Annotated in this window: 18 protein-coding genes and 4 tRNA genes; 14 read left to right on the forward strand and 8 right to left on the reverse strand. The window is 59.7% G+C overall.

Features of this window, described 5'->3' with window-relative positions; translation table 11 throughout:
* Nucleotides 1–141: 141 nt before the first annotated feature.
* Nucleotides 142–624, reverse strand: a complete 483-nt coding sequence (locus AC3IT6_RS08155; RefSeq protein WP_008051047.1) for a hypothetical protein — start codon at nt 622–624, stop codon at nt 142–144.
* Between the two features lie 275 nt (nt 625–899).
* Nucleotides 900–1,124: a hypothetical protein gene (locus AC3IT6_RS08160; RefSeq protein ID WP_007898912.1), complete on the reverse strand. Its 225-nt coding sequence runs from the start codon at nt 1,122–1,124 to the stop codon at nt 900–902.
* A gap of 1,007 nt (nt 1,125–2,131) precedes the next feature.
* On the opposite strand from AC3IT6_RS08160, the gene AC3IT6_RS08165 reads away from it, so the two are divergent.
* Nucleotides 2,132–2,455: an SEL1-like repeat protein gene (locus AC3IT6_RS08165; protein WP_080925238.1), complete on the forward strand. Its 324-nt coding sequence runs from the start codon at nt 2,132–2,134 to the stop codon at nt 2,453–2,455.
* A 175-nt stretch (nt 2,456–2,630) separates the two neighbouring features.
* Nucleotides 2,631–3,995 (forward strand): DNA recombination protein RmuC, encoded by a 1,365-nt coding sequence (locus AC3IT6_RS08170; protein WP_489356498.1) that lies wholly within the window; start codon nt 2,631–2,633, stop codon nt 3,993–3,995.
* A 49-nt stretch (nt 3,996–4,044) separates the two neighbouring features.
* Here AC3IT6_RS08170 and AC3IT6_RS08175 read toward each other — a convergent pair whose 3' ends face one another.
* The gene (locus tag AC3IT6_RS08175; protein ID WP_489354845.1) at nt 4,045–7,515 is read right to left on the reverse strand and encodes a hybrid sensor histidine kinase/response regulator; all 3,471 of its coding nucleotides are present in this window, start codon (nt 7,513–7,515) and stop codon (nt 4,045–4,047) included.
* A 388-nt stretch (nt 7,516–7,903) separates the two neighbouring features.
* Between AC3IT6_RS08175 and AC3IT6_RS08180 the strand changes: the two genes are divergently transcribed.
* The 3 genes from AC3IT6_RS08180 (at nt 7,904) to AC3IT6_RS08190 (ending at nt 11,443) form a co-directional block, all read left to right on the forward strand.
* Entirely contained in the window at nt 7,904–8,215 is a 312-nt protein-coding gene (locus AC3IT6_RS08180; RefSeq protein ID WP_095945939.1) for a cupin domain-containing protein, read from the forward strand.
* 105 nt (nt 8,216–8,320) lie between these two features.
* Complete coding sequence (locus tag AC3IT6_RS08185) at nt 8,321–9,472, forward strand: TDT family transporter (RefSeq protein WP_489354846.1); 1,152 nt, start codon at nt 8,321–8,323, stop codon at nt 9,470–9,472.
* A 96-nt stretch (nt 9,473–9,568) separates the two neighbouring features.
* On the forward strand, nt 9,569–11,443 hold the full coding sequence (locus AC3IT6_RS08190) for an MFS transporter (RefSeq protein WP_489354847.1): 1,875 nt from the start codon (nt 9,569–9,571) through the stop codon (nt 11,441–11,443).
* A gap of 123 nt (nt 11,444–11,566) precedes the next feature.
* On the opposite strand, the gene sugE is transcribed toward AC3IT6_RS08190, so the two are convergent.
* The 3 genes from sugE to rdgC all read right to left on the reverse strand — a co-directional run bounded on the left by sugE (nt 11,567) and on the right by rdgC (nt 14,059).
* Nucleotides 11,567–11,881 carry a quaternary ammonium compound efflux SMR transporter SugE gene (gene sugE / locus AC3IT6_RS08195; RefSeq protein WP_007977599.1) on the reverse strand — a complete coding sequence of 105 codons (315 nt, stop codon included), beginning with the start codon at nt 11,879–11,881 and terminating at the stop codon, nt 11,567–11,569.
* Nucleotides 11,882–12,025: 144 nt separating this feature from the next.
* Complete coding sequence (locus AC3IT6_RS08200) at nt 12,026–12,991, reverse strand: bile acid:sodium symporter family protein (protein ID WP_150753361.1); 966 nt, start codon at nt 12,989–12,991, stop codon at nt 12,026–12,028.
* A 147-nt stretch (nt 12,992–13,138) separates the two neighbouring features.
* The gene (gene rdgC / locus AC3IT6_RS08205; protein ID WP_007969735.1) at nt 13,139–14,059 is read right to left on the reverse strand and encodes a recombination-associated protein RdgC; all 921 of its coding nucleotides are present in this window, start codon (nt 14,057–14,059) and stop codon (nt 13,139–13,141) included.
* Between the two features lie 158 nt (nt 14,060–14,217).
* Between rdgC and AC3IT6_RS08210 the strand changes: the two genes are divergently transcribed.
* The 4 genes from AC3IT6_RS08210 (at nt 14,218) to AC3IT6_RS08225 (ending at nt 14,759) form a co-directional block, all read left to right on the forward strand.
* Nucleotides 14,218–14,293: transfer RNA gene (locus AC3IT6_RS08210), tRNA-Val, on the forward strand.
* A 19-nt stretch (nt 14,294–14,312) separates the two neighbouring features.
* A tRNA-Asp gene (locus tag AC3IT6_RS08215) sits at nt 14,313–14,389 on the forward strand.
* Nucleotides 14,390–14,587: 198 nt separating this feature from the next.
* Nucleotides 14,588–14,663, forward strand: a tRNA-Val gene (locus AC3IT6_RS08220).
* A 19-nt stretch (nt 14,664–14,682) separates the two neighbouring features.
* Nucleotides 14,683–14,759 (forward strand) — tRNA-Asp (locus AC3IT6_RS08225).
* A 190-nt stretch (nt 14,760–14,949) separates the two neighbouring features.
* On the opposite strand, the gene AC3IT6_RS08230 is transcribed toward AC3IT6_RS08225, so the two are convergent.
* Nucleotides 14,950–16,086, reverse strand: coding sequence for a catalase family protein (locus AC3IT6_RS08230; protein WP_489354848.1), 1,137 nt, complete (start codon nt 16,084–16,086; stop codon nt 14,950–14,952).
* A 28-nt stretch (nt 16,087–16,114) separates the two neighbouring features.
* On the reverse strand, nt 16,115–17,917 hold the full coding sequence (locus AC3IT6_RS08235) for a di-heme-cytochrome C peroxidase (protein WP_489354849.1): 1,803 nt from the start codon (nt 17,915–17,917) through the stop codon (nt 16,115–16,117).
* Nucleotides 17,918–18,186: 269 nt separating this feature from the next.
* Between AC3IT6_RS08235 and bamJ the strand changes: the two genes are divergently transcribed.
* The 5 genes from bamJ (at nt 18,187) to AC3IT6_RS08260 (ending at nt 20,886) form a co-directional block, all read left to right on the forward strand.
* On the forward strand, nt 18,187–18,903 hold the full coding sequence (gene bamJ, locus AC3IT6_RS08240; protein WP_489354850.1) for a BamJ family beta-barrel-assembly machinery protein: 717 nt from the start codon (nt 18,187–18,189) through the stop codon (nt 18,901–18,903).
* Nucleotides 18,904–19,195: 292 nt separating this feature from the next.
* Nucleotides 19,196–19,651: a YkvA family protein gene (locus AC3IT6_RS08245; protein WP_150724568.1), complete on the forward strand. Its 456-nt coding sequence runs from the start codon at nt 19,196–19,198 to the stop codon at nt 19,649–19,651.
* A gap of 114 nt (nt 19,652–19,765) precedes the next feature.
* Complete coding sequence (locus AC3IT6_RS08250) at nt 19,766–20,107, forward strand: helix-turn-helix domain-containing protein (RefSeq protein ID WP_489354851.1); 342 nt, start codon at nt 19,766–19,768, stop codon at nt 20,105–20,107.
* Nucleotides 20,104–20,475, forward strand: coding sequence for a hypothetical protein (locus tag AC3IT6_RS08255; RefSeq protein ID WP_007898892.1), 372 nt, complete (start codon nt 20,104–20,106; stop codon nt 20,473–20,475). The genes AC3IT6_RS08250 and AC3IT6_RS08255 overlap by 4 nt, the downstream gene beginning before the upstream one ends.
* Nucleotides 20,476–20,886: an SEL1-like repeat protein gene (locus AC3IT6_RS08260; protein ID WP_489354852.1), complete on the forward strand. Its 411-nt coding sequence runs from the start codon at nt 20,476–20,478 to the stop codon at nt 20,884–20,886.
* Nucleotides 20,887–21,153 lie beyond the last annotated feature (267 nt).

The following is a 21,153-nucleotide window of genomic DNA, read 5'->3' on the forward strand; positions in this document are numbered from 1 at the left end:
GAACTCCTGGTGATCACCGGGGCGAAAATTACCAACATTTTCGTCCCGGCGCCATAGGCTGTATGCCTTGATTTAGAGCGGTTTTGTAGGACAATCCGACCAGAATCGCGGCGTGTTGCGCGATCTTTGGATCCAGAGGTGTCAGCAGGCTACCTGGTTCAGCGGTGAAACACAGGTTTGCCAGGCGCTGGTGAAATCACGCAGACGTCCCTGGGGTTGAAATGTCTGGCGCCAGATCCTGGCCATACCCAGCAAATCATCAGGGGCGGGGAGGGGGGTGTTCTGTTCTTCCACCAGCAGCCAGGCGATGGCTGTGGCGTAACGCAGGTTGACGGTCAATTCGAGGTGCGGGCCACTAAGAAACGCATGCTGGCTGGCCAGGCCGCGGACCAGGCTTGCACGCTCCGGATCAAGGGCCAGGTAATGGTCCCAAAGGGCCTGGTGGCGGGGCTCGGCGATGCGGTACAGGCCGTGCCCACGGCGGTCATGCAGGGCGGAACCAAGGGCGGACTGGCTGGCGGCAATGCCCAGTAGCAGGGATTCGGCAGTAGCGCTATGGCGTCCGAGGTAGATCAAGGTCGGACGAATCACGTAGCGGCACAGTTCGCTGGCAGCGATACCCATAAAACCCTCGAAACCTGAGTTGGACGGCGATACCTGAAGGGGGCTTGGCAGCAGTGAATCGACTCAGGCTCGCCGCAAGCGGGTCAAGCCGCTTGAGTTGAAGTGTAGTGTTATATTCGCGCTGTAAAGGCCTGTTTTTAAAATATTTCCAGCGACCAGTTATAACCGTTATATCGGATCGTGCTTAGTCGTGATTCGAGGAAAGGGAAATATCAGGCAATAAAAAGCCCCGCTTTTCGGGCAGGGCTTTTGGGTTTTTCAGCCTTTCTGGCGTTTCAGGCAACCAGTGCCTGACGGGTACGCTCGATCACGGCCTGCAGCGGCTCGGCGCTGGAGTATTGATCGGGGTACAGGCGTTCGCTGTGACGAGCGATACCGTGTTCGTTGACCAGGGTGAAGCTGAAGCAGCCTTTGCGAGCGGCCATGATCAGGCAGTTCATTGGTGCAAAAGCGTTGGTTAGGGTGCGAATGGCATCCTGAGTGTGGATTTGAGTAGACATTATTGGGTGTTCCTACAAATGACACGGATAAGAACCGTGCAACGTTAAAACGTTCCAGTAACGTCGATCACCATTGATCGAACGAAGAACCCGACTGGAACAAAGCAGCCAGTTTGAAGCGCTAATAAGTTGGCGCGCTTGGGCTGGCAGGTAGGTACTTAGGAGGGCAGGCAACACATCGAGGGCAAAGGTTCTGGGCCCGGGGTGAAGATCCTGATCAATTTGCAGGTTGGTTCGAGCAGAGTAAGCAGGCGGAGCAACACCCTTTGCTTTCGATTCAAAGGTTGTGTTGGCGCAAGATTTACCTGGAAACCATCGAGGTGGTCGATCCCGCATGTTCGGTGGAGGCTTCCGTCGGGAAGGCTGACCGGGGGGATTTGTTCGACCAGAATTGACTTTCAGCTTGGTACTAACGCCGCGGATACTAACGGATTGAACTGGCCAAGGGAAGTGTGTTAGCGAAAAGAATTTCCCGGCAGGTGCCTGATCGGGCTGTTTTGCCATGTAGAGATGCGCATAAAGCTGCGCGGCCTGCGATTGACACGCCCTGTATTCGAACAGAATCCGACCACCGGTCATCGAGGTTTGTAGCAACGCAGCCGCCTGAACAGCGGGGTTGCCAGGGTTTATCCCCAGGCACGACAAAAAAATGCGCCGAAAAAGTGCGTTGATATAACCGTCGCAAAGGCACTTGTGCACATTAGTTGCGCGGTCTGTCACCCCGCTGTCATCTCACGTTCAAGCGTAATGGCTGCCTGTAACCAAAATTTAAGTCAATGAAAAACATCGCTTTTTTTTACTGGTGAAAAAATCGTCAGTTTGACTGCGAGCCCCATTCCACAGGGCTTTGAGAGGGTTGGAGAGCGGTTGTCCACTGAGTTATCCACAGCTTCTGTGGATTGTCCCGAGCGCTTGCTCTAGGACGGGCGTGCCGGGATATTTTCAGCTTTACCTGTAAGAAAAAGAGAGTAAAGTTGCGCGCCTTCTGATCTGCCCCACAGTGCTTTATGAAGTTTCGCTCAGCCTCCGTTTCCTCTTCCTCCACACCACCCTCTGTTGCCCCTACCAAGCGCTTTTCCATGCGCGTGGCGGAGTGGCTGTTGGACAGTCCGCATCTGGGCGAAAACCGTAACGTCAAACACATCGCCGGACGTCTGCTCAAGCAACCGGCCCGTGAAGGCGTGGTGGCTGCGCAAAGTCGCCTTGGCCAGTTGATGTGTCGCGAATGCGGGAATGCCCGGGACCGCCGGATCGGTCAGGACCTGTTGCGTCAGGCCGCTCGGGCAGGCGATCACCGTGCTCAACAGGAACTGGGTCTGATCGAAGACTGAGCTGTCCAAGACCGGACCTCTTGGTTAACCTTCAGGCTTTATCCGAATCGCAGGAGTGGCTATGGCAATGGACTTGACCAGCGTATTGCTGGGGCTGGCAGGGGCAGCGTTGCCGTTGCTGGTATTGGCCTGGCAACTTCAGCGTCGGGCCAGCACCACGCAAGCCGATGTCGCGCTGCTGCAAGAACGCCTGGCCATGGCGCAACTGGTGCAGGACGGATTGAATGCCCAGCTCGAATCCAGCCGCGATGAAGCGGCTGACCTGACCCAGGCCAACGCCGCCAAACAGGCTGATCTGGCTGCGCTGCGTCGTGAAGTCGAACTGCTGCAGATTGAGCGCGACGACGCCCGGGACGCCGCCCATGCATGGAATATCGAACGAGCCGGCAAAGAAGCCGAGTTGCGCCGCCTGGATGCCCAGGCCGCGTCGCTCAACGCCGAATTGCGCGAGCAACAGGACAGTCATCAGCAACGCCTCAACGACCTGCAAGGTTCGCGGGACGAGTTGCGCGCGCAGTTTGCCGAACTGGCGGGGAAAATTTTCGATGAGCGCGAGCAGCGTTTTGCCGAAACCAGCCAGCAGCGCCTGGGGCAGTTGCTCGATCCACTGAAGGAGCGCATCCAGTCTTTCGAAAAACGTGTCGAGGAAAGCTATCAGAACGAGGCCCGTGAACGTTTCTCCCTGGCCAAGGAGCTGGAGCGCCTGCAACAGCTGAATTTGCGCTTGAGCGATGAAGCCACCAACCTGACCCGCGCCTTGAAAGGGCAGAAGACCCAGGGCAATTGGGGCGAACTGATTCTTGAGCGAGTGCTCGAGCATGCGGGGCTGGAGAAGGGCCGCGAGTACCAGACTCAGGTCAATCTCAAGGGACCGGACGGCGAGCGCTTCCAGCCGGACGTGATTATTTATCTGCCGGGCGACAAGCAGGTGGTGGTCGACTCCAAGGTCAGCCTGACGGCCTATCAGCAATACGTCGCGGCAGAGGACGAGGCTATCGGCCAGATCGCCATCAAGCAGCACGTGCTGTCGTTGCGCAATCACATCAAAGGCTTGGCCGGCAAGGATTACAAGCGCCTCGATGGCCTGCACAGCCTCGATTTCGTGTTGCTCTTCGTGCCAATCGAGGCGGCTTTTTCGGCCGCGCTGCAGGCTGAGCCGACGCTGTTCCAGGAGGCATTCGATCGCAACATCGTGATCGTCAGCCCCACCACGTTGCTGGCGACCCTGCGTGTCATCGACAGCCTGTGGAAGCAGGAGCGCCAGAGCCAGAATGCCCGGGAAATCGCCGAGCGGGCCGGGTGGCTGTACGACAAGTTCGTGCTGTTCATTCAGGATCTGGACGAAGTCGGCAATCGCCTGCAGCAGCTGGACAAGGCCTACAGTTCGGCACGCAACAAGCTGACAGAGGGGCGTGGCAACCTGGTCAGTCGCAGTGAGCAACTCAAGCTGCTGGGCGCGCGGGCGAGCAAGAGCCTCCCGGCGGACTTGCTGGAGCGGGCGATGACTGATGTCGATGGGCTGGTCGAGTTGCCGGAGTAGCCCCGGGCGAGCGTGGCCCCCTCGCCACAGGAGGCTGTGTTGATCCTCGCTATAACGGTATGTACCGGCTCAACAACGCCCGCAACGCCGCCGGTTTCACCGGTTTGGCCAGGTAATCCAGCCCTGCGGCATGCACCAGGTCGACCGTCTCCGGCCGACCATCGGCGCTGATCACCACCCCCGGAACCGGCTCGCCCATCTGCGTGCGCAACCAGGCCATCAAATCGGTTCCGGTCTCGCCATGATCGAGGTGGTAATCCACCAGCGCCAATTGCGGGCGCATGCCTTCGCCAAGCAACGCGGCACATTCCTCGCGATTGCGCGCGGTCCACACCTGGCAACCCCAGCGGCTGAGCAGGCTGTTCATGCCGATCAGGATGCTGTCCTCGTTGTCGATACACAGCACCTGCGCACCATTGAGCAATTTGCCATTGAGCTCGGCGACCTTGACCGGCGCTGCGGTTTGCGCCCGGGCCAGCGGTACGCTGACGCTGAACACGCTACCGCGTCCCGGCCAGGAGCGTACGCGCAAGGTATGACCGAGCACGCGACATAGCCCGTCGGCAATCGCCAGCCCCAGGCCGAGGCCTTTTTCGGCCCGTGTCTGGTGGCTGTCGAGGCGCTTGAACTCTTCGAAAATCACTTGTCGTTTATCTTCCGGAATACCCGGCCCACGGTCCCAGACTTCCAGGCTCAATACTTCCTTGTGCCGGCGAACCCCCAGCAGCACCGGCCCTTTGCCATAGCGGAAAGCGTTGGTCAGGAAATTCTGCAAAATCCGTCGCAGCAATTTGATGTCGCTGTCGACACGCAACGCGCTGCCGCGAACGCGGAACTCCAGTTTTTGTTCTCGCGCCAGCACCTTGAACTCGGTACCGAGGGTGTCGAACAGTTCGTTGATCGCGAATGGCTGGCGATTCGGGTTGATCTTGCCGTTCTCCAGGCGGGAAATGTCCAGCAGGTCGCTGATCAAGTCCTCGGCCGAGCGCAGCGAGCTGTCCAGGTGCCCGACCAGTTTCTGTGCTTCGCCGGACAACCCGTCGTCCTGATGGGAGAGGGCGGCAGAGAACAGCCGCGCCGCATTCAAAGGTTGCATCAAGTCATGGCTGACAGCCGCGAGGAAACGGGTCTTGGACTGGTTGGCCGCCTCGGCGGTGCCCTTGGCTTCGGTCAGGGCAAGGTTGAGCTGCGACAGTTCGTGGGTCCGTTCGGTGACCCGTTGCTCCAGGCCTTCGTTGGCTTCGGTCAGCGCCTGCTCGGCTTCGCGGAACGCGGTGATGTCGGTGAAACTCATGACGAAGCCGCCGCCCGGCATCGGGTTGCCGATCAGCTCGATCACCCGGCCGTTGGGGAACAGGCGCTCGGAGGTGTGCGCGCGGCCCTGACGCATCCAGTGCAGGCGACGTGCGACGTGCACTTCGGCTTCGCCGGGGCCGCACAGGCCGCGCTCGGCATTGTGGCGAATGATGTCGGCGATGGGCCGGCCGACGCTGATCAAGCCGTCCGGGTAGTTGAACAGCTCCAGGTATCGACGGTTCCAGGCCACCAGCTTCAACGACTGGTCGACCACGCTGATGCCCTGGGTGATGTTCTCGATGGCGCCTTGCAGCAAGGCACGGTTGAACTGCAGCACTTCCGAGGCTTCGTCGGCGATGCGCACGACGTCTTCCAGTTGCATCTCCCGGCCTTCAATGGCGGCTTTTACCACCGCGCGGGTCGAAGAGGCACCGAGCACACCGGCCAGCAAGCGTTCGGTATGGGCGATCCATTCACTGTCGGCGTTCTGGTTCGGGTTGAAGCCTTTGCCCTGACGATAGGCAAAGCGGATGAAGCTTTGACGGGCGCGTTCTTCGCCGACGAAGCGCGCCGCCAGTTGCAGCAGGTCGTTGATCTGCACTGAAAGCATCGAGCGTGCGCTGGGGCGGGCACTGATTTCCTGGCCGATGAAGCGGCCCGCCTGCCAGTGCTCGGAAACCCGGGTGCGGGACAGCACCGAGACCCAGGCGAACAGCGTGAAGTTGCCTGCCAGCGACAGCACCACGCCCTGGGTCAGCGGGGTGATCGGCAGGTTCAGTGGATTGCTGTGCAGCCAGGCCAGTCCCGGGAATGTGCTCAAGGACAGGCCGAGGCTGAGGGCGGCAATCGGCAGGATCAAGGTGTAGAACCACAGGAACGTGCCCGCGGCGAGGCCAGCGAAAACACCGCGGCGGTTGGCCTGTTTCCAGTACAGCGCACCGAGCATGGCGGGGGCCAGCTGGGTCACGGCGGCGAAGGCGATCTGGCCAATGGTCGCCAGGCTGGCGGTCGAGCCCAGCAGGCGATAACTGACGTAGGCCAGCAGCAGAATGACTACGATACTGACGCGGCGCACCGACAGCATCCACTGGCGGAACACTTCGAACGGGCGCTCGGCATTGTTGCGACGCAGCAGCCACGGCAGCAGCATGTCGTTGGAAACCATGGTCGACAGCGCCACGCTGGCCACGATCACCATGCCGGTGGCCGCCGATGCGCCACCGATAAACGCCAACAGGGCCAACGCCGGATGCGACTGGGCCAGGGGCAGGCTGATGACGAACGAGTCCGGCAACACCGAACTGGGCAGCATCATCTGGCCGGCCAGGGCGATCGGCACGACAAACAATGCGGCGAGGGCGAGGTAGGCCGGGAATACCCACTTGGCCAGGCGCAGATCCTGGGGGTCGATATTCTCGACGACGGTCACGTGGAACTGCCGCGGCAAGCAAATGATCGCCATCATCGCCACACCGGTCTGCACCACCATCGACGGCCAGTTGATGGTTTCCTTCCAGTACTGTTCGAGGCGCGGCGCCAGCATGGCCTGGTCGAACAGGTCGTCGAAACCGTCGTACAGGCCGTAGGTCACGAAGGCGCCGACGGCGAGAAACGCGAACAGCTTCACCAATGATTCGAAGGCGATGGCCAGCACCATGCCACGGTGGTGCTCGGTGGCGTCGAGGTTGCGGGTACCGAAGACGATGGTGAACAGCGCCAGTACCAGCGACACAATCAGTGCGGTGTCCTGGGCACGGGTACCCATGGCGTCGGCACCGGCGCCGATCAGCAGGTTCACGCCGAGCACAATGCCTTTGAGTTGCAGCGCGATGTAGGGCAATACACCGACCAGGCAAATCAGCGCCACCACCACCGCCAGCGACTGGGATTTGCCATAGCGCGCGGCGATGAAGTCGGCGATCGAGGTGATGTTTTCCTGTTTGCTGATCATCACCATTTTTTGCAGGACCCACGGCGCGCCGACCAGCAACAGGATCGGCCCGAGGTAGATCGGCAGGAACGACCAGAGCTGTTCGGCGGCCTGGCCCACGGCACCGAAGAACGTCCAGCTGGTGCAATAGACTGCCAGCGACAGGCTGTACACCCAGGCGCGCACACGCGGCGGCAAGGGCGCGCTGCGACGGTCGCCATAGAAGGCGATGGCGAACAGGATGGCCATATAGGCCAGGGCGACGACGGCAATCAGCCCGGTGGACAGCGACATGGGGACTCCAGACAAAAGACATCCGGGCCTCCCGCCCGGACAGACAGTCTCGCACGACCGCCAGCGTTAGTCAGTGTCGACCAAGGTCGTGGCGTGGTGGGGTGTCGCAGGTAGCTTTTCAGTGTCTGGACTGGCCTCATCGTCGGAACGCCGCCCGGAGCAGGCTCGCTCCCACAATTTGCCTGCCGTCCACAATCCCTGTGGGAGCGGGCTTGCTCGCGCTGGGGGCTTCACTGATTCAATGCAACCTCATGGCGCAGCTCTGATTGTGCTGGCTCTCAGCGCAATGGCGAGTCTACTGCGATCACGTTCGGCCAGGGTCTGCGAGGCCAACCGGTAAAATTGAGTTAGCCTTGGCACCCACTCAGTTCACTCGAAGGATCGGACCATGAAGATAATCCGCAGCAAATCGTTCACTGGCGAGCGTGCCTGGGCCGCGCTGGACATCGCCAGCATGAACGGCATCACCACGCGGCTGCACTGGACCGATCAGCCCTACAAGTGGCATGTCAACGATGGCGAGGAAGTGTTCGTGGTGCTCGATGGCCAGGTGCAGATGCGTTATCGCGAAGAGGGGGTGGAGCGGGAAGCCTTGCTGGAGGTTGGTGACATTTTTCATGCCTCGGTTGGCACTGAGCATGTGGCGCATCCGCTAGGACCGGCCCGGATATTGGTGATCGAATCGGAAGGGAGTGTCTGACGCTATATAAGTAATATAGATAAGATATAGAGATATTACCCGTTATATAGATATTCTATTCGGATCTAACATGGGCTCTACCTCACGAGAGGACAGGAGTTCGCCATGACATGCGCCAATAGCATCAAGCCCGGAATCAAACCTTTCAGTCACTTGCAGCATCCCCGCGAGGTGATCCGCCAGTTCACCCCCAACTGGTTCGCGGCCACCATGGGCACCGGCGTGCTGGCGTTGGCACTGGCGCAATTGCCGGTTGCCATGCCTGCCTTGCACGCCTTTGCCGAAGCCCTCTGGCTGTTCAATATCGCTCTGTTCCTGCTGTTTACCGCGTTATACACGGCGCGTTGGGTGCTGTTTTTCGACGAGGCGCGGCGGATTTTCGGCCACTCCACAGTTTCGATGTTTTTCGGCACCATTCCCATGGGCCTGGCGACCATCATCAACGGCTTCCTGGTGTTTGGCCTGCCGCGCTGGGGCGACGGTGTGATTCACGTTGCCGAGGTGCTGTGGTGGCTGGATGTGGCCATGTCGCTGGCCTGCGGCGTGCTGATTCCCTACATGATGTTCACCCGTCAGGAGCACAGCATCGACCAGATGACAGCGGTCTGGCTGTTGCCGGTGGTCGCGGCAGAAGTGGCGGCCGCCAGCGGGGGCTTGTTGGCGCCGCATTTGGCCGACGCTCATTCGCAACTGGTGGTGCTGGTGACCAGCTACGTGCTCTGGGCATTTTCCCTGCCAGTGGCCTTCAGCATCCTGACCATTCTGTTGCTGCGCATGGCCCTGCATAAACTGCCCCACGAAAACATGGCCGCCTCGAGCTGGCTGGCCCTTGGCCCGATCGGCACCGGTGCGCTGGGCATGCTGGTACTGGGCGGCGATGCACCACTGATTTTCGCGGCCAACGGTATGCAGGGAGTCGGTGAGATTGCCGCTGGATTGGGTCTGGTGGCCGGCATCACCCTGTGGGGCTTCGGCCTGTGGTGGATGCTGATGGCGTTGCTGATCACTGTGCGCTACCTGCGTGCCGGCATTCCCTTCAATCTCGGCTGGTGGGGCTTCACTTTCCCGCTGGGCGTCTATTCTCTGGCGACGTTGAAGCTGGCCAGTACCTTGAACCTGATGTTCTTCAGTGTGTTTGGCTGCGTGCTGGTGGCATTGCTGGCGGTGATGTGGCTGATCGTCGGCAAGCGCACGGTGCTGGGCGCCTGGCGCGGTGAGCTGTTTGTCTCACCGTGCATTGCCGGATTGAAGAAATAACCGGCAAAGATTAGGTAAGGTGTGGCCTGGATCGACTTTTGATAATCCAATAAGAATCCAGGCCACTCGCTACCTAACATCAGGGACACATGGAAGATGAGTCACCCCTCACAGTTCACCTTGCTGCGCACCCGGCGCTTCCTGCCGTTCTTCATCACCCAGTCCCTCGGGGCGTTCAACGACAACGTGTTCAAACAGTCGTTGATCCTCGCCATTTTGTACAAGCTGAGCATCGAAGGTGACCGCTCGATTTGGGTCAACCTGTGTGCGCTGTTGTTTATCCTGCCGTTTTTCCTGTTCTCGGCCCTGGCCGGACAATTCGGGGAAAAGTTCGCCAAGGACGCATTGATCCGCCTGATCAAGCTTGGGGAAATCGCCATCATGGCGGTCGGCGCCGTCGGCTTCATGTTCGATCACCTGTCGTTGATGCTGGTGGCGCTGTTCGCCATGGGCACCCACTCGGCGCTGTTCGGGCCGGTGAAGTACTCGATCCTGCCGCAAGCCCTGCATGAAGATGAGCTGGTCGGCGGCAACGGCCTGGTGGAAATGGGCACCTTCCTGGCGATCCTTGCCGGCACTATTGGCGCCGGGGTCATGATGTCTTCGGCGCATTACGCGCCGGTGGTGTCCATGGCGATCATCGGCACTGCCGTGCTCGGTTACCTGGCCAGTCGCAGCATTCCCCGGGCTGCGGCCGCCACGCCGCAAATGCGCCTGAACTGGAACATTTTCAGCCAGTCCTGGGCCACGTTGAAACTGGGCCTGGGGCAAACGCCGGCGGTGTCACGTTCGATTGTCGGCAACTCGTGGTTCTGGTTTGTCGGGGCGATTTACCTGACGCAGATCCCGGCCTATGCCAAGGAATGGATGCACGGCGACGAAACCGTGGTGACGCTGATTCTGACGGTGTTCTCGGTCGGCATCGCATTGGGTTCGCTGCTGTGCGAGAAGCTCTCGGGGCGCAAAGTCGAGATTGGCCTGGTGCCGTTCGGATCGTTCGGCCTGACCGTTTTCGGTCTGCTGCTGTGGTGGCATTCCGGCTCAATACCGGACAGCGCCACCGGCCATGGCTGGATCGAGATCCTCGGTTTCGGCCACGCCTGGCTGGTGCTGCTCGACATCCTCGGCCTGGGCGTCTTCGGCGGTTTCTACATCGTGCCGCTGTACGCGCTGATCCAGTCACGTACCGCGGAGAACGAACGGGCGCGGGTGATTGCCGCCAATAACATCCTCAATGCGTTGTTCATGGTGGTGTCAGCGATTGTCTCGATCGTCTTGCTGAGTGTGGCCGAGCTGTCGATCCCGCAGCTGTTCCTGGTGGTGTCGTTGCTGAACATCGGCGTCAACGCCTACATCTTCAGGATCGTCCCCGAGTTCACCATGCGTTTCATGATCTGGCTGCTCAGCCATTCCATGTACCGCGTCGAGCATCGCAATCTGGATCTGATCCCCGATGAAGGCGCGGCGTTGCTGGTGTGCAACCACGTGTCGTTCGTCGACGCCTTGCTGATTGGCGGCGCGGTACGTCGGCCGATTCGCTTTGTCATGTACTACAAGATCTACAACCTGCCGGTGCTGAACTTCATCTTTCGTACCGCGGGGACGATTCCGATTGCGGGGCGCCAGGAAAACATCCAGATCTACGAAAAGGCCTTCACGCGCATTGCCCGGTATCTGAAGGACGGTGAATTGGTGTGCATCTTCCCCGAGGGTAAATTGACCGCCGATGGCGAGATCAATGAGTTCAAGGGTGGGTTGACGCGGATTCTCGAAGAGACGCCGGTGCCGGTGATTCCGCTGGCCTTGCAGGGGTTGTGGGGGAGTTTCTTCAGCCGCGATCCGGGCAAGGGACTGTTTCACCGCCTGTGGTCGCGGGTGACATTGGTGGCAGGGCCGGCGGTGGCGGTTGAAGTGGCGGAGCCGGCGAAGTTGCAGGTGTTGGTGGGAGAGTTACGTGGGGCTGTCAGATAGCCGGTGGCTGTGCTGGCCTCTTCGCGAGCAAGCCCGTTCCCACAGGAATCTTGGGTGTACACAAGAAATGTACCCAACACAAAACACTGTGGGAGCGGGCTTGCTCGCGAAAGCGGTGGTGGCTTAAGCGCTGACCTTCAGGCCAACCAACCCGGAAATGATCAACGCCACACTCGCCAACCGCACCAGCGCCATGGATTCGCCAAACAGAATGATCCCGGCGATCACCGTGCCAACGGCGCCGACACCGGTCCAGATTGCATAGGCTGTACCCAGCGGCAATTCCTTCATTGCAAGGCCGAGCAAGCCAAGGCTGATAGCCATGGCCGCAACGGTCAATACAGTGGGGAGCGGGCGGGTGAAGCCGTCGGTGTACTTGAGGCCGACGGCCCAGCCGACTTCGAACAGGCCGGCGAAAAACAGAATGATCCAGGACATGAAGACCTCCATCGTCTGACGGGGTCGTCCCCTGATTAATGACTCGATCGAGCCGCGAGGTCGTCCTCGCGTTGGGCAATATAGTGCCCAGCATTAACCCGGGGATCAAGTTTTCAGATCAAGATCGAGGATCAAGATCGCGAGTCAGTCACTGACCTGTTGCGCCGCCATTTCCCGATCCTGTTTCTCGCTCATGCGGCGGAAATACGTGGAGAGCAATGCCCCGGAAATGTTGTGCCAGACGCTGAACAATGCACTTGGCACTGCCGCCAGCGGCGAGAAGTGTGCACTCGCCAACGCGGCGCCCAACCCGGAGTTCTGCATGCCGACTTCCAGGGCCAGGGACTTGCGCTGGGCCAGAGGCAGCTTGAACAGGCGCCCGGTGAAGTATCCCAGCAGGTAGCCAAAGCTGTTGTGCAGCATGACCACGGCCATGATCAACAGGCCGGACTCGGCAATCTTCGCCTGGCTGGCGGCCACCACTGCGGTGACGATGATCACGATGCTGACCACCGACACCAGCGGCAATACGTCCACGGCGTGGCGAACCTTGTCGCCGAGCACCCGTTGGGCAACCACGCCCAGCACGATCGGCAACAGCACCACTTGCAGGATCGACCAGAACAACTCCATGAACGATACCGGCAACCAGGCCGAGGCCAGCAGCCAGATCAGCGCTGGCGTCAGCAGCGGGGCGAGGAGGGTGGTGACGGCGGCGATGGCCACCGACAGCGCCAGGTCGCCACGGGCCAGCCAGGTCATCACGTTCGACGAGGTGCCGCTTGGGCAGCAGCCGACCAGAATCACGCCGACGGCGATTTCCGGCGGCAAGTGGAACACCTGGCAGAGCAACCACGCCACGCCGGGCATGATCACGAAATGTGCAACCACGCCCAGGGCCACGCGCCATGGATGGCGAGCGACTTCGGCGAAGTCTTCGAGTTTGAGGGTCAGGCCCATGCCGAACATCACCAGCCCCAGCAAGGGCACGATGGCGCCTTTGAGGCCGAGGAACCATGCCGGCTGCAGAAACGCCACGACAGCGAAAATCAATACCCAGTAAGCGAAGGTGTTGCCGACAAAACGACTCAATGCAGCCAGTGCACGCATGGCCTGATCCTTTTTATTAAGTAGCACCACAAAACCAAATGTGGGAGCGGGCTTGCTCGCGAAGGCGGAGTATCAGTCAGTATCTATGTCGACTGACACTCCGCCTTCGCGAGCAAGCCCGCTCCCACAGTTTGAGATCACAAGCTTTTAGATCCCCTGCGGAGTCTCTTCGCCACCCAGCGCTTCAACCAGTGCCGGCAGGAAGTCGCCGAAGGTCAGCATCATCAGGGTGAAGCTGGCGTCCAGTTGGCCCAGGGCTTCGTCGCCGCCGTCCTGTTCCGCCTGGTCTTGCAGCAGGTCTTCGAACTTCAGGCGCTTGACCACCATTTTGTCGTCGAGGACGAACGACAGTTTGTCCTGCCAGGCCAGGGACAGCTGAGTGACCACTTTGCCGGTGCTCAGGTGCAACTGGATTTCTTCGCTGGTCAGGTCCTGGCGCTTGCAACGCACGATACCGCCGTCTTCGTGGGTGTCGCGCAGTTCGCACTCGTCCAGCACAAAGAAGTCGTCCGCGGCTTTTTGGGTGGTGACCCACTCGGTCATGGTCGCGGTCGGGGACATCTTCACGGTCAGTGGGCGCACCGGCAGGGTGCCGATCACTTCGCGCAGGGTGGATAGCAAGTCTTCGGCGCGTTTCGGGCTGGCCGAGTTGACCAGAATCAGGCCCTGTTTCGGCGCGATGGCGGCGAAGGTCGACGAGCGGCGGATAAAGGCGCGAGGCAGGAAGGCCTGGATGATTTCATCCTTGATCTGATCGCGTTCCTTCTTATAGACCTTGCGCATTTGCTCGGCTTCGATCTCTTCGACCTTTTCCTTGACCGCGTCACGCACGACGCTGCCCGGCAAAATACGTTCTTCCTTGCGCGCGGACACCAGCAGGAAGTCACCGCTGACGTGTACCAGTGGCGCATCTTCGCCTTTGCCGAACGGCGCGACGAAACCGTAGGTGGTCAACTCCTGGCTTGCACATGGGCGCGCCAGTTTGGTGGCCAGTGCAGTTTCCAACGCCTCGGCATCAACAGGCAGATCTTGGGTCAGGCGATAGATAAGCAGGTTTTTGAACCACATGGGGTGAGTCTCTCCTTTATACAAAGGGGGCATTATTGTCTTCGCCGTGCCATAGGCCAACCTTTCTCTAAGCCTTTGGAAGGGCTGAGAAAATTATTTTAAAAAGTGCTTGCCAGAGATTGGGTCGCTCCGTAGAATGCGCGCCACACCGAAGCGAAGGGTGATTAGCTCAGCTGGGAGAGCGTCTGCCTTACAAGCAGAATGTCGGCGGTTCGATCCCGTCATCACCCACCATTCGTTTTCAGTGTTACGCGCAGCGGTAGTTCAGTCGGTTAGAATACCGGCCTGTCACGCCGGGGGTCGCGGGTTCGAGTCCCGTCCGCTGCGCCATATTCGGTAACCTGGAACACTGAACGCCAGGTCACCACGGAAAAGCCCGCTTAGGCGGGTTTTTTTCTGCCTCAAGTTTCACTGTTGTTCCTGTGGGTTGCATCGTTTCACCGGTTTTTAGATTTTTTTGAAAAAACTTCAAATAAATCAACACTTTATAAAAACCTGTGGCATAATGTGCCTCGCAACGAAGGTAAAGGGTGATTAGCTCAGCTGGGAGAGCGTCTGCCTTACAAGCAGAATGTCGGCGGTTCGATCCCGTCATCACCCACCACTTACTTTCAACGCTACGCGCAGCGGTAGTTCAGTCGGTTAGAATACCGGCCTGTCACGCCGGGGGTCGCGGGTTCGAGTCCCGTCCGCTGCGCCATATTCGGTAACCTGGAACACTGAACGCCAGGTCACCACAGAAAGCCCGCCTTGTGCGGGCTTTTTGCTGTCCGGGATTTGGCTTTCCTCGCTCTCTGTAGGAGCGAGCCAGCTCGCGAAGGTCGTGAACGATAACGCGTAAATTCAGATACCCAGCGGCGCCCATGGCTTCTTCGCGAGCAAGCTCGCTCCTACAGTCCGGCATTGCGCCTGTGTCGGTAGTCGCTGACGGCTTCATACACGGCTTTGCGCAGGCGATTGATCCCGCCAATCGGACGGTGCGCCTCGACGCCGAACCAGGGATTGAACGACTGGTTGTCGCATTGCAGGTTCAGCGCCGGTGTATCGAAGTCCTGCGCCGGCACCTTGATCCGAGCCACCGTCTCGAAGGGCGCATCGCCCTCGCTCCACTCAATACTGGTGTCTTCAATCGGCATGTACTTGTTGGCGTCCTGTCGCTGGATTTGCAAGGCGAAACACGCCGGCATCCGGTCGGTCGACAGCTGTTGGTGCAGCGCATTGCGCAGAAAGTTCGGCAACTTGCGATTCTGTTCCGGCAGGTTGTAGGCCGGGCAGTTATCCGGATCGGGCATGACCCGAAACTTCGCATTGGCTTCACCGAATTTGTAGGGTGAAACCGAAAAGTACGTGGTCTGGGTCGGGCTCGACGGGGCAGGGGCCAGTGTCGCCAGGGCAATGAACAGGTGGCGAACCTGCCAGGTGCGTGGATCCCGATCGGGGAAGAAGGCCATCATCTTTTTACCGTCGGCCTGGGCGGCGACGTTCTGACGGTATTCGGCGACATTACTGACAAAGAAGTTCGGGTGGCTGAACATCACAAAGTCCTGTTCGCTTCGCCCCTGCCGGTCGCTCAACAGTTGCTTGCCCGGCACATCGAACAGTTTGATCGCCATGCCCCGGGCGTCGCGGATGCTGTCGAACTGCGGGTAGGCATTGCCGTTGGACAGGCGCATCGTCGCTTGCCAGGTTTTGCCCGGCTCGCTGAACACGCCCTGGCGCAGTTCGCCTGGCAGGTCCGGCAGCACTTGAATTTCGGCCTTCACACAGCCGTGGGCCTTGGCATGGGCGTCCCGCAGGTAGCGGGTGCTTTCGCGGTGCTGATCGACGATGCGCACGGCGGTCTGAATGATGTCCCGGGTCATCGCGGCTTCGTCGTCCGCAATCATCTCCTGCGCCGAGACCGGCCCGCGATGCTGCCAGGCAAACCAGGCGCTGGCCAGGGCCCAGCCCAGCACGCCGAGACCCAGCAACCACAGCAACAGCCTGGCGAGGAAGGCGCCCAGGCGCAGCCAGAGAGTTATCAGCATGGGAACGTCCTTTTAACTGCGGTTGTGATCATGGCAATTGCGCTTCCAGCGGGCCGCCCAGCACTTTCAGATATTCCAGCAGTGCCCAGCGTTCTTGCGGCTGCAACCCGCGGCCGATCACGCCATTGCCGAGATTGCCGGCACGGAATTCATGACCACTGTTGTGGTTGCCGGTGATTCGCGTGTCGAACAGGAAACCGTTGGCAAAGGCTTCGGTGCGGTAACCCAGGTGTCCCGGGTCGTATTCGAAAGTGCCTTTATAGAACGTGGTCGCACGCTCATCCTGAGGCGACAGCAATTGATAAATGCTCGGTACCGAGCCGTTGTGCAGAAACGGCGCTGTCGCCCATACACCCGCCAATGGCCTGGCCTTGTACGAACGCAATTCGCGCACACCGATCGGCAGGCCGAAACCGTCCATTGCAGGACGCTCGGCAGGGGTGACATTGGCGTCTTGATACGCGCGGTCCCGGACAAATGCCGTGACATAGGCCAGCCCCTTGGCCACAGACATCTTGCTCAGGTCCAGCGGTTCGTCGGGTTTTGGCTCGACATCGAGTTTTTCCAGTTCCGCCTGCTTCCATTGCAGCGCGGTCAGGTCGAAGCGGTGGTCGGCGATGTTGTTGGCCGCGCCGGGGTCTGTGCCGATGTAATCCACTGGAAGCATTTTCAGGTGCTGGACGTATCGTCCCTCGCCCTGGCTGGTGCGCGGTACATGACAACCTGCGCAGTTTTCGGCGAACAGGGCGCGGCCCTTGGCTGCCAGGGGTTTGTCGACCGCGCCCAACAGATCTTCCGGCCAGGCCGGAGGTGAGAGCCGTTGCAGGGTTTCTTCGATCAGGTGCAGGTCGCGCACGCGGACACTGGAGGGATAGCGGGCATCGCCCATCAGCGGCTGGCCGTTCTTGTCGAAGAAGTTCAGCGTGGCACCGACACCCAGCGCCTCGCCGATGTTGCGGGCCATCGGTTGCTTCGCCGAGCCGTTCCACTGCACCCATTCGAACGTCCACATGTCCCACAACTGCGGATAATCGACCGGGGCATTGGCCACACGGTAGTTATCGGGGGAAATCGCATCACCGAAGCTGGCGTTGGCGATGCGCCCGAAGGCGTCTGTGCGCCCCGGGCCTTCCTCGGTCGGATAGAGCCCACGATGGGTGTCGTTCCAGGCCACCTTGAGGAACGTGTCCATTGAAGATTTGAATTCTTTGCGCAACTGTTGGTGGTGCATCTCGTAGTCCTGGCCGAGCACGTTGCGTGCGAAGCGCTCGAATTTCCACGGGTTGTAGTAAGTGGAGGTGAGGCTGGCCACCAGAGCCTGTCCGAAACTGCCTCCTTTGAGTGTAGGAACACTGGACGGCAGGACATGCTGCGCCGAACCGCCGTCGATACGCACGGCCTGGCCCTTGAAACGCAGTTCACCGGTGTGGCAAGCCGCGCAGGTGATATCCAGAAACACATCCGGGCTCCCCGTATTCTGGTGCCGGGTAAAGCCTGCCGGGAGGTCGCCGGGGTTTTTCGGTGTCGGCTTCTGGCCGGGGTCTACCAGAAAACCGAAGCGGGCGAGGTATTCGGGGGCGGCGAAACGTTGCTGCGAGAAGGGCAGTTCGAGGGCGGTGAACCAGTCGTAGCGCAAGCCTTTGACCTGAGTGCCCTGGGGTGTGAAGTAATAGGTCTCGCGATCGGCGGCGCTCCATTGCTCCAGGTAATGCACCTGTTGTGCAGGCGACCAGGCCGGCAATTTAGGGTTGGCGACGTAGTAAAGAACCACGGCCATGACCAGCCCGAGCAGTACTGCGATGAGAACCAGCAAGCGAAAGAAGAGGCGCAAGATAAACATCCTTGTTGAATTAGCATGCCGTTATGCCCGAGCACCCAAGGTGCGGCAAGAGGCCATTACGCCAGATATTGTAGGTTCAGGAATGAGCTTGCGTCGGAACAAGATGAAAGAAGCTTCATCAGCCGAATTGTGAAATGCGTTTAAACACCTGAACTTATCAATTGTTTCCGGCTCTCATGCCGGTAGCCATTGGTCGTGGCGGCCTGATAAGCTCGCGGCTTTACTCGATTGCCCTTTAGGCGCATGAACAAGGAAATAGCATGAAACAGCATCGGTTGGCGGCGGCGGTAGCCCTGGTTGGCCTGGTACTCGCGGGTTGTGATTCGCAGACCAGCGTAGAGCTGAAAACTCCGGCGCAAAAAGCTTCCTACGGCATTGGCCTGAACATGGGCAAGAGCCTGGCTCAGGAAGGCATGGATGACCTGGATTCCAAAGCTGTAGCCCAGGGCATCGAAGACGCCGTCGGCAAGAAAGAGCAGAAGCTCAAAGACGAAGAATTGGTCGAGGCGTTCGCCGCACTGCAAAAGCGTGCCGAAGAACGCATGGCCAAGATGAGCGAAGAGTCGGCCGCTGCCGGCAAGAAATTCCTCGAAGATAACGCCAAGAAAGCCGGCGTGACCACCACCGCTTCGGGCTTGCAGTACGAAGTCGTGCAGAAAGCCGATGGCCCTCAGCCAAAGCCGACTGACGTTGTGACCGTTCACTACACCGGCAAGCTGACCAACGGCACCGTATTCGACAGTTCCGTCGAGCGCGGCAGCCCGATCGATCTGCCGGTCAGCGGTGTGATCCCGGGTTGGGTCGAAGGCCTGCAACTGATGCACGTTGGCGAGAAGTACAAACTGTACATCCCTGCTGACCTGGCTTACGGTGCTCAAAGCCCAAGCCCGGCGATTCCGGCCAACTCGGTGCTGGTATTCGACCTGGAACTGCTGGCCATCAAGGATCCGGCAAAAGAAGACGCCGCTGCCCAGTAACCAGCGTCTGCTTCGATAACAACGCCTCGCTTATGCGGGGCGTTGTTGCATCTGGCGTTCGGTACGGGTAAACAAAACGAACAGACGCTCTAGGCCGGAGTCTTAGGCATAGTAGCGTCGGCGGTAGTCGTACAAGACCGCCAAGTCAATGAAATTATAGGTTTTTTTTGATGAGTAAAAAACGCCCGATCTGAACGCAGGCCTTGTAACACGGGCCTTACAGCGATGAAAAGCAGCTCTGTTCACAAGGTTATCCACAATTTGTGTGGATAACATTTCAACGGGAGGAATGATGAAAATACCCTGGAATTTCGCTCGTTTCCTGCCACTGGCCGGACGCCTGCTGGCACGTGGCCGATTGCCGACGCTGTTGTTCGCGGTTGCCAGCAAAGGCGCGAGCCAGGGCTATCGACTGGGCAAGCTCAAGGACGACTTGAAGCTGTTGCAGGCACTCTGCCTGGCCTACTGGCGTGGTGAGTATCGAGCCATCAGCCCCAAGGCGCTGGTTTCGGTTGTCGCGGGCCTGATGTATTTCCTCAGTCCGTTGGATGCAATCCCGGATTTCATTCCAGTGTTCGGCATGCTCGATGACATCGCGGTACTGGCATGGCTGATGAAAGTGCTCGATGACGAGCTCAATGCCTTCCGCGCCTGGCGCAAACGGCAGGTGCCGGAGAAGCTCGCGGTGGTCGAGCGTCTGCCTGATACCCCCGAGCAACTGCAACTTCAAGGCCCGAAAAAACACTGAGTCGATTTCGACCTGTTCACAGATTGATGCCCCCCGCGACCTTGGCCGCTGTTAGGATTACACTTCTAGGGAAAAGTGCCGACTCGCTAAGTGTTGTTGTCCTACGGGGTAGTCATGGATATTCAGATAATTACACGCGAAGGCGAACCCGAATATGCGGTTCTGCCATGGGCTCAGTATCAGGCGTTACTGAAAGCAGCGGGGGTTAAAGAGCAAGCGTCGCCTCAAGCCACGAAGCTTCAGGCGGCAACACCAGACGCGATTCTTCCGGGTCTGGATCAACTACGCAGTTTGCGCGAAGGGAAGGGCATCGCCATCGAGGTGCTGGCCCGCACGGTAGGCATCAGCCCGTCTTACCTGGCCATGATCGAAAGTGGCGAGCGTCTGCCCGACGCCGCGATTCGTCGCAGCCTGGCCTGGGAGTTGACGGTGCCGGGGTGGAGGGATGAATCGTGAGCGTACGCATCAGTCGTCAACATTGGGACGGATTGCTGGGCGAACTGGATCAGGCGCGTCGCCAGCGCCATCTGTTGACGTATCGGGCATTACTGGAACGTTTGCAGTTGCCGACTCCGGCCATGCAAACCCTGACGGCGGCCCTTGAGCATCTGGCGGCCCTGGACGCCAGGGCGGAGCAGCCATTGCGCAGTTCTCTGGTGATCAGTCAGGGCGCCAGCCGCTTGCCGCGCACCGGATTCTTTGAATGTGTCGAGCGTCTCGGGCGTTTTTCCGGGCCGTCGGACGGCGTTGCCGCCGCGTCCTGGCATGCTTCGGAAGTGGTGCGGGTGTTCGAGTACGAATACCCGGAATCGGCCGAGGCCTGAATGTTTTTACAACTCAAGGCGCGGGCCGGTTACTGGCTCGCGCGCCGATTGTTTCACTGGCCATGGTTTGTCCGTCAGCCACGTGGCTGGCGCTGGCTCGAAGGCCAGTTCGCACGCATGGCCAACCTGGGCGATGTCGGCGCCCAGAGCTTCTATGGGCACATCCTGACGTTTCGCGGCGTCGGCCTCGGTGCTCGTGAGGAGGGCGTGCGTTTGTTGCGCCTGGCGGCGTTGGCGGGCGATGGCAAGGCGGCGTATCAAGTGGGCGTGATCAGTCTGGCCGGGACGGCGAGCAAGGCTCCGGATCCGCTTGAAGCGGCTCGCTTTTGGAAGATCGCCGTGAAGGCCGGGCATCCGTTGGCCGAGATCAAACTCAAAGAGTTGGCGTCTCGCGGTCCTTTAGATAACTAGTGGTTGGTCTAAGGCCTTCGCGAGCCTGCTCGCGAAAGCCTCAGTTCAATCACTGCTGCCCCACGAACAGCTCCCCCGTACGACATCCGCTCCGCCAGGCTATCAATCACGTGCACGCTTTCCTGTGCGATGGGCTCACCCATTTTCCACCCGGTGTTTTACTCGGCTTCTTATCAGTCGATGGGTTGATGTGGCACATCGACGCTAGGACGCAGTGTCCGCCAGGGCCATGGCACTGGCCGAGAACGGCGACACGGCACGAAAAAG

Source organism: Pseudomonas sp. KH_017 (assembly GCF_057840285.1).